This window comes from Agaribacterium haliotis, assembly GCF_002312815.1.
Lineage (GTDB): Bacteria > Pseudomonadota > Gammaproteobacteria > Pseudomonadales > Cellvibrionaceae > Agaribacterium > Agaribacterium haliotis.
Window position 1 is genome coordinate 62,114 of record NZ_NKQJ01000008.1, and the last position, 13,196, is coordinate 75,309.

The following is a 13,196-nucleotide window of genomic DNA, read 5'->3' on the forward strand; positions in this document are numbered from 1 at the left end:
GAATTGAACTAGGTTTAGTTAAGGAAATTGCACCCAGTAAATAAGGGAGAGTAAAAGCATGGTATCGCACAAAGTGCTGATCCTATCGACGGGCAAGTTGTCGGCTTTGGGGCAGCATATACAGGCTTTTTTTCAGGCAGAGCTAGAGACCGAAATTGCAGGCGTAAAGAAGCAACTGCTTGCAGATAACTTTAAGGTTGTGGTGATCGATCAGTTGGCGTCGGTTGCGTGTGATCTTGATCAGTTACAGGCGGTGATTGAGCTCGATGAGCAGTTCACGTTACCGGTTGTTGTGCTGGCGAAGGCTTTATCCATTCAGGACAAGCTCGGTGCCTTAGAACTCGGTTGTGATGATTTTGTCGAGCCCAGTGTCACAGGGGACGAGGCCTGTGCCCGTATTACCAAAGCAATCTTGCACCAGGTGGCGGCGGATCAATTGTCGAGCCGTTTGGAACTTGCAAATCAGACCGCCTACTCGGCGATGTTAGATAACAGTGATCTCGGTGCGAATATCCAGTTTTTGCTCAGTGTGCATGACTGCGACAACCTCGATCAGTTGGGACAATTATTTTTTACTACGATTGAGCGCTATGGCCTGAAGTGCAGTTTACAGCTTCGCAGTGAAAACGAAATTAAGAATATGGAAGCGCACGGTATGGCCAAAGACCTTGAGTCTCAACTGCTGTATCAGTTAAAAGATCGCGGTCGCTATACTGACTTCGGCTCACGAACAATCATTAACTACGATCGTGTGTCGCTGCTGATTAAAAATATGCCGCTTGCTGACAACGAAAAATACGGTGCGATTAAAGACAATACATTTTCTCTGGTGCAAGGTATGAATGCTCGTGTGATTGCGCTTGAGCATCGCTATCGCTTGATTGACGAGCGCGAGACCTTAAAGCGGCTCGGTCGGGATGTTCGCAAAGTCATGGAGGGTATTCAGGATAGCTACCAAAAAGTTATGCGCGGCATTGCCAACGAGGTAGATAGCACGGCTGACAAAATGCGGATGAAGCTGCCATCACTGGCTTTGATGGAGCACGATGAGCTGTTTATCGAAAACTTGATGGATGACGTAATTCGCAATACCACAGGTATTTTTAACGAGGGCTTGCTTGTCGATGAGGTCATTGAGAAACTAGAGGGCAAGATCGAGCGCTCGTTGGCTGCAATAGAAGAGCATGTTGAAGTCAGTCATCAACATCAAGCCGACGATCACGGCAACGCCGGTGAGGCACCGGTCGAGTTATTTTAGTTGGCGTTAACCATGCTCATGCTAGTGTGGTTCGCTGGTTGACCGCATAGAGTTTCAGGGTGTATGGATAATAAAGACCTAGTATGGGATCTCGACGTTTTTCGCAAACGTCAACGAGCTAAAGAGCTAATTCTAGGTATTGAAAACCAATTGTGTGTATTTTCCTCCTCGGTTGAGCAGCTCTATACCAACTACGATATCTTTTTTCCTAAAGACCAGAACCGAAAGTTAGTTATTTTACCGAACCCATATGCCGCTCACGATACGTTTCAGGGCATACCTGAGAGCTCGGTTAAACCAACGGGTTTATTTTTACTAAGTGACGAGCAAGGCTCAGAGCTCAAGCTATTATTGCCGATCAATCGTGAGCAAAAAAAGTACAAGACTGTGCCGCTGGAAATTGGCTTAAAACTGATTAACAGTAAAATGCCGGCCGGTAAGCCATTTTTACCGGTGGTTATGAAAGGGGATTTACGGGAGTTTAACCAGGAGACTCCGTGCCTGCATCTTCACTCCTTGAGTTTAGGGCAAGCCGAGGCCTTGTCTCAGCTTGATATTAAAGCCATTGAAGGTGTGATACTCGACCGGCTGAATTCACTGGAGTTTAAGCCCAAGGCAAAGTCAGCTTATAGCTCTGAGTAAGCTAAATGATTTTCAAGACATAAAAAAACGGGCTGTAGCCCGTTTTTTTATGTCTTAGTTTTATGTCTTAGTTTTGTGTCGCTAATCGATGAGTTTAAACACGACAGGCAGAGTAAAGCTGAAGCTATCACCGCTAATATTTTTGGGCATCACCGGGTAGGGGGCAGAAGCACCGACAGAGCGAACCGCCTCTTTGGTTAGGCGCGGAAAGTCAGGCTCTTCGATGATATCGATATTTTTAACTTTACCGTCGCGGCGTATGGTTACACTGAGCCGAACAACGCCCTGTTCGTTTTTCTCGACCGAAGCTTGCGGGTAGCGAAGCTGTTTATAGGTCCATTTTTTTAACTTGGCAATATAAAGCTGCTGAGAGAGCAGAGATTCAGCGGTAAATTCTTCGTCGTCCTCTTCAAGAATATCGCTGATATCGGGCGCAGCGGCAATTTTGGCCGGCTTGCTTGCTTTTTTCTCTGGTTTCTTTTCCGCTTTTTTGGGCTTTGGTGTTGCGGCGGCGACTTTTTTCTCCGGCGCCTTGGTGGTGTTGCTGGGTGCTTTGTTTTCAGTGACTTTCGGTGCTGCGATGACCGGGGCTTTGGCTACGCTGGCGGCTGCGGTTGCAGCCGCTGCGGCGGTGCCGGCCGAAGCGCTTGTGCTTGTTTTACTTTGATTTAGCGCAGCGGCAATCGCAGTGCTTCGTTTATCGCTGGGTTTAAGGCTGTCAAACAAGGCCAGCTGTTGCTGAGGAATTTGTCCGCCAGCTAATAAATCGTTGCGAAATGACGACGATAAGGGCACTTGACCGATCCAGACGCGCAGTAACAGGTCAAAGAAGGCTGGGTCATTGATGTGGCCGAGCTGACTGCCGTTAATACTAACGGTGACGTCGTCGAGGCTTCGCTTCATTGAGAAGATATCTCCGCGGGCGAGCGTGACTTTCAGCATGTTGCTGAACTTTGCCATGTTTTGACTTTGACGTTCGAGTTCGCTGGCGTTGGCGTTAATTGCCATGCCTTCAATCCACATGCGCTTAAAGCGGCGCGATGACAGGCGGTCGGCAAGAACACGTACTTGAATTTCTTTTTCTTCTTGGGCGGTCAACAAAGTGCGACCGTCTTTGGTGAGGTTGGTAGCATACAAGGCGCCAATAAAACTCTCCCGGCCTAGCTCCGAGTGAATGGCGATTCCGTTCATCTGGGTGTCAGCGTGTGTGAGGGGGCTTAAAATCAGCAATACGGCCACCGTGGCAGATGCTAAAGCTTTATACATACTGTTTTGCTCTTTCCCGTTGTTATTATCTGGGTGTTCCCAACTAGCTATCTTAGCTATTTATTGTTCCTCCTTCATTTGAGGAGGTTGTTGTTCTAGGTTCTTAATCCTAAAGCACTAAACTAGCACGAATTTCATCCAATTTTAAAGAGCTAAGCGCAAGCTAGCTATTAAGATTGTGCTACAAATGCGAAGGTGCAGGCTGGAATTGAACAATTTGTTTGAATTTTGCCCGTATCTTTACGTCTAAAGTCGTTAAAATGACCGTTTGGTCTACCTTGGCCGTGTTTTACTTGTTTCTAACGGAATGGATTATGAACTCCAACTTGCGTATTGCCCTGATCTTGGCGGGCTTGATTTCGGTGTGGATGCTAAGTGGCTTAGTAGCCAAAGATGAAACCTCTCAAAACAGTATCGATGAACAACAAGCCTTTAGTGTTCGAGCGCTGGAGAGCCGGGCCCAAGACTACCGTCGGCCAATTTACATTCGCGGGCGAACACAAGCCGAGCGCAGCGTTAATGTCGCCGCAGAAACCGATGGGCTGGTTGAAAAAACGCCGGCAGCTGAGGGGCAGTGGGTCGAGCGGGGGGCGGTGCTTTGCGAACTGCGAAAAGAAGATCGCCTGTTGCGTGTTGCACAAGCCAAGGCGCAACTCGACAAAGCTCAAATCGACTACGACGCCGCGCTCAAGCTTAAAGACAGCGGTTATCAAAGCCGCTCGCAGATTGCGGCGAGCAAAGTCAATCTGGCTTTGGCTCGAGCCGAGTTGGAGCGCAATCAGAATGTACTTGAGCGCCTTCAGGTCAGGGCGCCTTTTGCCGGTGTTCTCGAGCGCCGTTATACCGAGCAGGGCGACTTTATTACTCGCGGCAGCCCCTGTGCAACCTTGCTCGAACTCAACCCCTTGATTGTTGTTGGCGAAGTCAGTGAACGCGATATTTCTGCGCTCAGTATTGGTGATGAGGCGCAGGTGCGTTTTGTTAATGGCGAGCTTCGCGTGGGGCGCGTGCGCTATTTGGGGCACCAGGCCAGAGAGCTGACCCGAACATTTAAGGTAGAGATTGAGCTTGATAACAGCGATCACAGCTTGGTAAGTGGTTTGACTGCCGATGTGCAGGTCAATGCCGAATCTGTGCAGGCGCATTTACTTAGCCCTGCGCTGTTAACCCTATTAGACAAAGGAAGCCTGGGCTTGCGCTCGGTTGATAAGGACAACCGCGTACAGGTGCATGAAGTGCAATTATTGGCTGATTCGCAAGACGGGGTGTGGGTGACGGGTCTGCCAGAGTCACTGCGCCTAATCACTGTTGGCCAGGACTATGTCAGCGAAGGTGAGCTTGTCACTGTTGTCGAGTCTGACAGCGGTTCTGGTAGCAATGCTGAAGCTGCGCGCAATAGCGATCGTGACGGGGGCTCAGAGTAAGCTTATGGGCATATTAAATACGGCGATCAGTCGTTCGCGAGCGACGTTGTGCATGATGCTATTGATCCTCGCTGCCGGCGTTGCTTCGCGTATGAATATGGTGATCGAGGCCTCGCCTAACCCGAGTGTGCCGGTGGTCATGGTGATGTTAATGCAAGATGGTGTTTCCCCCGAGGATGGGGCGCGCTTACTGGTCAGGCCAATGGAAAAAGAACTGCGCACGATTGAAGGCGTAAAAGAAATTCGTTCGACTTCGCGGGAAACGCTGTCTTATGTTGTGGTTGAATTTGAGGCGGATCAGGATGTTGATCAGGCGCTCATTGATGTCCGAGCCGCCGTTGATCGCGGCAAATCAGAATTGCCGAGCAGCGCGGAAGAGCCGCGGGTGATGGAAATTGCCGCTGACGGTGCGCCGACCATCGTATTGGCACTTTCCGGTCAGGTGTCCGAGCGCACGCTGTTTCACAGTGCGCAGCTGTTAAAGCGCGAAATCGAAGCCATGCCTTCGGTACTTGAGGTGGAAATGATTGGCCACCGCGAGGAAGTGATCGAAGTTATTGTCGAACCGGCCAGACTTGAATATTACGGTATTACCAGCCGTGACCTTTTTGCGGCAATACAGGCCAATAATTTGTTGGTGCCAGCGGGGCAGCTCGATACGGGCAAAGGGCGTTTTGCAGTAAAAGTACCGAGCTTGATAGAGACGGCAGAAGATGTTTATTCGCTGCCAATTCGCTCCGATGCAAAGGCTTCGGTCACACTTGGTGACATTGCATCGGTGCGCAGAACATTCAAAGATGCATCGAGTTTTTCAAGCATTAACGGCGAGCGCGGTATCACACTTAATGTGAAAAAGCGTGGCGATGCCAACGATATTGAAGTAACCACGGCCGTTCGAACACTTGCAGCCGAGCTTAAACCCCAACTGCCGGCGGCGGTAAAAGTCGACTTTATGATGGATCAAAGTGACTTTTCCATCGGCATGATCAATGAAATGCAGGGCAACATCTTAACCGCGATGGCGCTGGTGATGGTGATTGTGATTGCCGCCCTTGGTTTTCGTTCAGGTTTGTTGGTGGGCGCCGGTGTGCCGTTCTCGTTGTTGTTCTCAAGTATTATTTTGTTGCAACTAGGCTATTCATTTAATTTTATGGTGCTGTTTGGCATGTTGCTGGCGCTGGGCATGCTGATTGATGGTGCGATTGTTATTACTGAGTTTGCCGATAGGAAGATGGCCGAGGGTTTATCGAGCAAGGACGCTTATATATTGTCTGTTCGCCGCATGATTTGGCCGGTGACGGCCTCGACATCAACAACCTTAGCTGCGTTTTTACCGATTATGTTCTGGCCGGGGGTTGCCGGCGAATTTATGCGTTATCTACCGGTAACGGTATTTGCGGTGTTGCTCGGTTCATTGTTGTACGCGCTGTTTTTTGCACCGATTTTAGGCTCGCTGATGGGGCGCAATACCATGTCGGCTGAGACCCAAGACTATTTAACGCGCATTGAAAGTGACGAGCCTGAAAATTTACCGGGTTTGACTGGCCGCTATGCTCGATTTTTATCTGCTGTGATTCATCACCCTTTAAGTTTCTTTTTTGCCGCGTGTTTGACGCTGGTGGCGATATTTTCTGCTTACGGCAAGCTAAGTGCAGGGGTTGAGTTTTTTGTTAAAACCGAAGTGGTGTTGGGGCAGGTAGAGGTCAGAGCTCAGGGCAATTTAAGTATTGAAGAGGCCAGGGCGCTGGCGCTTGAAGTGGAGCAGCGTGTACTTGAGGTGCCCGGTGTCAAAGTGCTTTATTCCATTGTTAGCCCGGGCAACCCTGTGCAGTTAGGGCCGCGTGCACCGGAGCAGGACCAAATTGCGTCCATGTTGGTTGAAACCTACAAACCCGAACAGCTCGGTTACAGTACCTTCAAGGTTTATGAAGAAATTCAAAAGGCCACCCAGGGTTTGCCGGGTATTCATGTCAGCAGTGCGCCGATGGAAGGTGGGCCGCCTATAGGCAAACCCATCCAATTGCAATTGGTTGGCCTCGATAGGGAGCAGCTTTTGCAAACAACGCGTGATTTACGCGGCAAGCTTGAGCAAGAGATCAGTGGTTTAAAAGATGTAACCGATTCGACACCGCTGCCCGGTATTGAGTGGAGCATAGAGGTCGACAAGCAAAAAGCCGCTCAGGTTGGGGCCGATGTCAGTGAGGTCGGGAATTTTATCCAGCTAATTACTACCGGCGTCAAGATTGGTGAATACCGCCCAGCCGATGCCGATGACGAGGTTGATATTCGTGTGCGCTTTCCCGCCAATGAGCGCGGTATTACTGCGATGGATAGGCTCAAGGTCAATACCGTCAACGGCGCCACCTCCATCGCTGGTTTTGTTGAGCGTGTGGCGATGCCCAAAGTGGATTCGGTAAAGCGGGTTGATGGCAAAGAATACGCGATGGTCTTGGCCGATGTTGAAAAAGGTTTAGTGGCCGATACCGTTTTAAAAGAAGTGCAGCAGTGGATTGAACAACACCCTTTACCTGCCGGTATAGAGCTAAGTTATCGCGGTGCCAATGAAGAGCAGGAGAAGTCGTTTCGTTTTTTAGCGACGGCTTTTTCACTTGCGCTGTTTTTAATGTTCATATTACTGGTTGCGCAGTTTAATAGCTTTTATCAAGCCTGTTTAACGCTGTCGTCGGTGATTTTGTCAACGGCGGGGGTGTTACTTGGTTTAATGCTAACTCAGAGCACCTTCAGTGTGATTATGACGGGCGTGGGTATTGTTGCGCTGGCCGGTATTGTGGTGAATAACAATATTGTCCTGATTGACACCTTTAATTACATTCGTCAAAGCGATGAGCGTGTCAGCGTTAAAGAGGCCGCAATACTTGCGGCGACCCAGCGGCTGCGCCCGGTATTCCTTACCACTTGCACAACGATACTCGGCTTATTGCCGCTTGCTACCGGGTTGAGTATAGATTTGGTTAACCGCGATATTAACTTTGGTGGTGTTGTCGGCTCATATTGGGTGTCCTTGGCCAGTGCAATTGTTTACGGTTTGGTGTTTGCTACTGTGCTGACTCTAGCGGTTACCCCGACAATGCTGGTGCTACCCAGTGAGCTCAAGTTGATGTTTAAGCGCTATGTGAAGCAGCCGCTAGTGGTCGATTTTCGCAGCCTGCACCAGCGGTTTCGCGCTGCAGCTTTGAGAGTAAAGGAGCAAAATAAATGAAGTATCTGGCTTTTTTATGGCTGCTGCTCTGGTCGCTGCCGTGCCTCGGGCTTGTATTTGGCCTGATATTATTTATTCCTGTGGCAATATTGAGCGGGGTTGGCGTATTTGCTTCTGTCCCTGGCCAGTTGCTTGCGCTGATGTTCAGCTTGGCTTTAATGCTGCTTTGGCTGCGTTTACTTTGGGGCTGGTTTACGGGCTTTTATTACAGCTGGCTGTTGGCTTTAGTTTCTTCCTATTTGTCTGTCTTTGTTCTCGGTGTGACGTTGGCTGCGGGGATTTTTAATTTTCCATTAACAGTCTCTAGTGCTGTGTTGATTGTTTTGATCTTTGCCGCTGCGCTTGTTGGCCGTACGCTGCAATTGTGGTTACAAGGCGGGGACGTACGTGAGCGTTATAGCGTTGAACAACGCCTTTTAGTCTCATCATCGCCTTGATTCGTCTATATTTAATAGAATGAATCCGCCGCTTGTTATGCGCTATGAGTTCCGAGACAGCCGCCAGTTTTGATGATTTAAACCTCAAACTAGGACAAATTGTTCAAATTCACCCCGACGTAAAGAATCCAAAGCGTCGCTACGATTGCTTACTTGTGGGCAGCTTACCGGGTGAAAGCATCTTGCTTACGACAAGCCCAAAATCCGATGCTTTTCCTGAGCTTGAGGAAGGGCAGATGGTCGTTATTCGCATTATGTCGGCCAATGGCGTGGCTCTGTTTCAGACCCGGGTATTGTTTATCAGCGATATGCCGGTGTTTATGGTTTATGTGGATTTTCCAAGTGCAGTACAGTTTCGCATGGTGCGCAGCTCCTCGAGGGTTGAAATTGCCTTGCCGGTTTTGGTTTACAGCCTCAGCCACCCTTCACTAAGTGGTGTTGCCGGCAAAATTTCAGATATTAGCTTGGGTGGCGCAGGGTTGCAGCTGTACGATGATATTGGTGCTGTTGGCGATATGTTAGAGCTTAAAGGCAAGTTTGAAGTTGGCGGTATTCAACGCACGGTAAAGCTCAAAGCGGAAATCCGCAACAAAAAAGCTGAAGCCAGTGGCAACCGCCTGTACGGCATTCGTTTTAGCGAAAGTGATGAAGATAAACTGCTGGTTTTATTTGGTTTTATCTTTAACTCTATGGCTTTTGGTGATGTTCAGAGCGTTTCGTAAGCCAGCTTCTATTTGTGTATTACCTCTTTTTTTTGGCCACTATGCCTGTGCACTGGATGAAAGCCGGCTTTGGTTGCCATCAAATTATGAACGCCTTTACCTGGATTTGAAGGCATCAGCCGAAGCCGCGCAGGCCCTGGAGCGTTGTCAAAAAGTCTTGCGCGGCACGCTTGACCTCGAAAAGAGCAGCCTTCCTCAGCAGCCTATATTCCGCATTTTATGCCGTCAGGAAAACGGTCGTACTTACAACGAACTGGTCGATGGTTTGACATATAAAACACTGACAACCCCGGTTGTGGAGGAGAAAGTCCTGAGCCCTGAGGAGCTTGCGGCTCAACAAGCACAGCTGGAACGGCAGCGTTTACAGGAATTAGAGCAGCACAAACAAAGCTTGTACGAACGCTGTAAGCAGGCATTTGATGAGAAGACCGCGCTGTTTGATGGTTTGGTGCTTATTGATGAGGGCAGGGAGCCGGAAGAGTTTGAGGGGGATGATGCTTTGTTTCGCTTGCAATTTGATGCGCTAGATATCGATAAACAAGAACTTCACTACAGCGCCTTATGTCAGATACAGCAAGGGGAGCTTCGGCAGTTCTTTATACGTAAGCGGCGTGAGCCCACCAAGCAGGATTAACCGTACTCTTGTATAGAAAACAAAAAAGCCGCTCAAAGAGCGGCTTTTTTGCTTGTGGTCTTACCAAAGGCTAATTATTTAGCTTTAGGTGGACGACCGCGACGCTTGGCTGGTGCCTTGGCTGCAGTGCTAGCGCTGGCAGCCTTAGGTGGACGACCTCGGCGCTTAGCAGGTGCTTTGGCAGCTGCTTTTTTCGCCGGAGCAGCTGCAGCTGCTTTGGGGGGACGACCGCGACGTTTAGCTGGGGCTTTGCTTGCAGTTGCTTTTGCTTTGCTTGCTGCAGGGCCTCGTTTGGCTTTTGCTTTAGCCGAAGCACTCGCTTTTTTGGCTTTCGCTTTTTCAGCAGCGGCAGCTTTCTTAGCTTTGAGCTTTTCAGCAGCGGCGGCTTTTTTGGCGGCAGCTTTTTCAGCGATCGCAGCTTTCTTGGCAGCTGCTTTCTCGGCAACGGCGGCTTTTTTAGCTGCAACAGCCTCTACCTTAGCAACGGCTTTGGCCAGGGCGGCTGCCGTTTTGGCTTCGGCATTGGCTGTAGCGAGTTCAGCTTTAGCTGCGCTCAATACAGTTTTGGCTGCGGCGGCATCAGCGCGGGCTGTTTTAGCAGTAGCTTGAGCAGCGGCCAATTGCTTGGCTTGAGCAGCAGTTTTCTTTTTGGCGCGAATGCTTGCAACTTTTGCAGAAGCAGCTTTCGCTTTAGTGGCAGTTTTTGAAGCAGCAGATGTGGCGGAAGCAACAGCTTTTTCAGCTGCTTTTGCTTTGGCTTCACGTGCTTTTTCAAGTTTACTTTTGAGCTGAGCCAGTTCTTTTTCGAGAGCTGCTACAGGATCAGTTGGTTTGCGACCAGCCATGTGAGTTACCCTTTTTATTTACACTCATGGAAGTTGTAGCACTACATTACGAAATAACAAGAAAAATTCAAGGGCTTTGGCGTAATTTCGTGCCCATTTCATTGAAAATCGACCGTATTTTTTGTTTTTTTTGTTTTTTTATTTGTGATTTAAGTTTTTGGGCTTTATTTCGCCGCTTTGGCTCGGCTAATTTCAGTTTTTCTTGAACCTGAGTTTTTCTAAAATTGTAAATGTTTTTGAGGATTCGAACGCAAGTTTGAGCCGCTTCGCCAAGCTGTATATCTACTTTTTGTTTTTGGTGTTGTGTGCAGTAAAAAATACATCGTTGCCTTTTTGTTTTTTGCTTTATCTGAGCTTGTTCTTTGATAAAAGTTCATCGCCACGAATGTTGCGCCGCCACCGAGGTCTTTATCGCTTTAAGTGTTTTTAACGATGTTGATGGTTGCGCTCGCGCTTTTTGAGCTGCCTTGCTTTACTTTGGCACCGTTTCTAATCGTTCTAATCGAGATCTCGCTGTAAGTTTATCCAAGCTGTTTGGGGCAAGGCTGGTCTGAGTTTTATGTTGCTGTTAACAACAAAGCACTGTGCAGAGGTTTTTATTTTTGTGTGTTAGCGGGGTATGGCACTGGCAATGAGTTTTTTCAACGCATTGATTGCTTTTTCACTGCGCTGCTGTGATGGGTTCTGACGAATGTGTTTGAGCTTGGGCATTAACATGGGGCACAAGGGGATTTTGAGTGCTTATTCGCTTTTTATCCATTTACAGCCTGTTAGAGCGTGTCATTTTCCTGAAATAACTATCCGTATTTGGCCGTAAGGTGGTCTTGGTGTTTTTCCAGAAGGAGCTTTGCCGCTTTGTGTGTCGCTGATGGAGCTGTGCAAGTGGGATATAATGACTATTTATCGTGCTAAGGCGGTGTTTTTTAGCTCGTTGCTGAAGCTTTGTTTAAATCTTGCCCAAATCAGGGCTTTGAGCGCTAAGTTTTGGGCCTCTTGGCGCTATTTGGTGTAGAATGCCAAGAGCAGAGTGTGCTGAAGCCTTGAGCTGGCTCAGCTTCTTGTGCCCAGGCCGTATTATACTGTTGGCCGATGATGTATGCTGCCCTGACCTGCAAGGGCTGGTGACTATAAAGATAATTGGAGATTGAGTCGTGAGTCGTAGAAGACGCCATAAGGTAGAAAGCGAAGATAGTGGTGAAATTGATTTAACCCCTATGCTCGACGTTGTATTCATCATGCTGATCTTTTTCATCGTGACGGCGTCATTTGTAAAAGAGAAGTCCCTCGGCCTGAATGTACCTGAGAGCAATGATGTTCCTCCTCCGCCAGATCCGGATCAGCCTAAGAACATTCTGGTTCAGGTCAATGCGAATGACGAGATCTATATCGATAAGCGTCGTGTTGATATTCGCGCAGTACGCTCTTTGATTGCACAGAAAAAAGCCGAGAACCCTGAAGCCTCGGTTGTTGTTCGTATGCACGAACTGAGCACGGCTAACACCTACGTAGCCATCGCTGATTCCGCTCGCGAAGCCAAGATCTTCAATATTAACCTCGTACCATATAACGAGTAAGCATACCTTTCGGCCCATTTAAGGCCGCAGATATTAAACGGGCGCTTTTTGCGCCCGTTTTTCGTTATAGCCTTAAGCTTTCCTATCTTTGCCCTCAGTCTTTTTCGCTCCACCCTTATGCTCATTATCACCGAGGGGGAGACTCAGAAAAGCTTTGTTATATACCTTCAGCTTCTATTTACTAGCTTTTTATAAGCAGCTTTGATCTTTAGTGGTGCTTGTGTGCATTTGAAAAACCAATATACTGTATGTTTGTACAGTGTATTGGTTTGGTTAGAGTTTTTTGCATGCAAGATGCTTTATATGGTGAAGCTGACAAGTGCGACGCAGTTGAATATCGGCAATCTTTAGCGCCCAAAGGCCGTAAGTGTAATGCTTTTAGTGCTGCTGCTTCGGGGGCGGCGCTGTCGACTGAGCGGCAGCCGGGCAAGCCTGTTCAGCTCGAGGCGCTTTTACGGCGCAAGGATGTGTGGCAGGGGCACAGTCAGTACTTTATGGCAACAAAAGCCCTGGATAGCGGTCACAGCGAATTAAACCGGGCTCTTGTGCAACGGGGCTGGCCAGCAGGCGGTTTGATCGAGCTTGGTTTAAGTTCGGTGCAAGCTTTGTGGCCACTGCTGGCGCCGAGTCTTGCTGCTTTGAAGCAAAGATCAGGGTTTTTTATATTGTTAAACCCGCCATTTGAACCCTATGCCGTTAGGTTGAAGCAGCTGGGTTTGCCTCTGCAGCGATTACTTGTTGTTCACACTCCAAACAAAGCGGACTTTCTCGCAGCCTTTGTCGACTTGGCGTCATCTCCGGCCTGTCCTTTTTTGCTCGCCTGGCCACCTTTGCAGCACTTAAGTTATGCCGAATTGCGGAAATGCCACTTGGCTTGTCATGAGCAGGAGGGACTTCGCTTTTTAATAAAGTCAAAAGCAGTCATGCAGCAAAGCTCTCCTGCTTTATTGCGCCTTTTAATTCGTCAGCATAAACAGCACTTGTGTTTGGAGCTGCTTAAACAGCGAGGCCAATTAGTTTCGGCCCCGATTAAGCTTGCTTTGCCTTCTGCTTGGGCTGTGTTGCCCGCTTATCCTGATTTGTTACAGGGCGGAGCTGGAGCTGAACCCTTTTATAAGGCGTCTGCACGGCTACTTCATTTCCCTTTGTCGTTATCCATAGATTAGGTGGAGCT

The 13,196-nt window shown here is 48.7% G+C and carries 11 protein-coding genes; 9 read left to right on the forward strand and 2 right to left on the reverse strand.

Annotated elements, in window-relative coordinates:
- The first annotated feature begins 58 nt into the window (after nt 1–58).
- Both CFK45_RS10585 and CFK45_RS10590 read left to right on the forward strand, forming a co-directional pair.
- Nucleotides 59–1,258, forward strand: a complete 1,200-nt coding sequence (locus CFK45_RS10585; protein WP_096086413.1) for a response regulator receiver protein — start codon at nt 59–61, stop codon at nt 1,256–1,258.
- A gap of 63 nt (nt 1,259–1,321) precedes the next feature.
- Nucleotides 1,322–1,900 (forward strand): hypothetical protein, encoded by a 579-nt coding sequence (locus CFK45_RS10590; RefSeq protein WP_096086414.1) that lies wholly within the window; start codon nt 1,322–1,324, stop codon nt 1,898–1,900.
- Between the two features lie 81 nt (nt 1,901–1,981).
- On the opposite strand, the gene CFK45_RS10595 is transcribed toward CFK45_RS10590, so the two are convergent.
- A complete protein-coding gene (locus CFK45_RS10595) occupies nt 1,982–3,166 on the reverse strand; it encodes a TonB family protein (protein ID WP_096086415.1) in 1,185 nt (394 codons plus the stop codon).
- A 314-nt stretch (nt 3,167–3,480) separates the two neighbouring features.
- Here CFK45_RS10595 and CFK45_RS10600 point away from each other — a divergent pair, with 314 nt between their 5' ends.
- From CFK45_RS10600 to CFK45_RS10620, 5 genes are read left to right on the forward strand one after another with little or no spacing between them, the layout of a single operon-like run.
- Nucleotides 3,481–4,590 carry an efflux RND transporter periplasmic adaptor subunit gene (locus tag CFK45_RS10600; RefSeq protein ID WP_158224672.1) on the forward strand — a complete coding sequence of 370 codons (1,110 nt, stop codon included), beginning with the start codon at nt 3,481–3,483 and terminating at the stop codon, nt 4,588–4,590.
- Nucleotides 4,591–4,594: 4 nt separating this feature from the next.
- Nucleotides 4,595–7,810 carry an efflux RND transporter permease subunit gene (locus CFK45_RS10605; RefSeq protein WP_096086417.1) on the forward strand — a complete coding sequence of 1,072 codons (3,216 nt, stop codon included), beginning with the start codon at nt 4,595–4,597 and terminating at the stop codon, nt 7,808–7,810.
- A complete protein-coding gene (locus CFK45_RS10610) occupies nt 7,807–8,247 on the forward strand; it encodes a hypothetical protein (RefSeq protein ID WP_096086418.1) in 441 nt (146 codons plus the stop codon). Before CFK45_RS10605 ends, CFK45_RS10610 begins: the two co-directional genes overlap by 4 nt.
- Nucleotides 8,248–8,291: 44 nt before the next feature.
- Nucleotides 8,292–8,969, forward strand: a complete 678-nt coding sequence (locus tag CFK45_RS10615) for a flagellar brake protein (protein WP_096086419.1) — start codon at nt 8,292–8,294, stop codon at nt 8,967–8,969.
- Nucleotides 8,950–9,603, forward strand: coding sequence for a hypothetical protein (locus CFK45_RS10620; protein ID WP_096086420.1), 654 nt, complete (start codon nt 8,950–8,952; stop codon nt 9,601–9,603). Before CFK45_RS10615 ends, CFK45_RS10620 begins: the two co-directional genes overlap by 20 nt.
- A gap of 74 nt (nt 9,604–9,677) precedes the next feature.
- Here CFK45_RS10620 and CFK45_RS10625 read toward each other — a convergent pair whose 3' ends face one another.
- Nucleotides 9,678–10,448 (reverse strand): hypothetical protein, encoded by a 771-nt coding sequence (locus tag CFK45_RS10625; RefSeq protein WP_096086421.1) that lies wholly within the window; start codon nt 10,446–10,448, stop codon nt 9,678–9,680.
- Between the two features lie 1,151 nt (nt 10,449–11,599).
- On the opposite strand from CFK45_RS10625, the gene CFK45_RS10640 reads away from it, so the two are divergent.
- Together CFK45_RS10640 and CFK45_RS18320 are read left to right on the forward strand one after the other, a co-directional pair.
- Nucleotides 11,600–12,022 (forward strand): ExbD/TolR family protein, encoded by a 423-nt coding sequence (locus tag CFK45_RS10640; RefSeq protein ID WP_096086424.1) that lies wholly within the window; start codon nt 11,600–11,602, stop codon nt 12,020–12,022.
- Between the two features lie 572 nt (nt 12,023–12,594).
- The gene (locus CFK45_RS18320) at nt 12,595–13,188 is read left to right on the forward strand and encodes a hypothetical protein (protein WP_143247553.1); all 594 of its coding nucleotides are present in this window, start codon (nt 12,595–12,597) and stop codon (nt 13,186–13,188) included.
- The last annotated feature ends 8 nt before the right edge of the window (nt 13,189–13,196 follow it).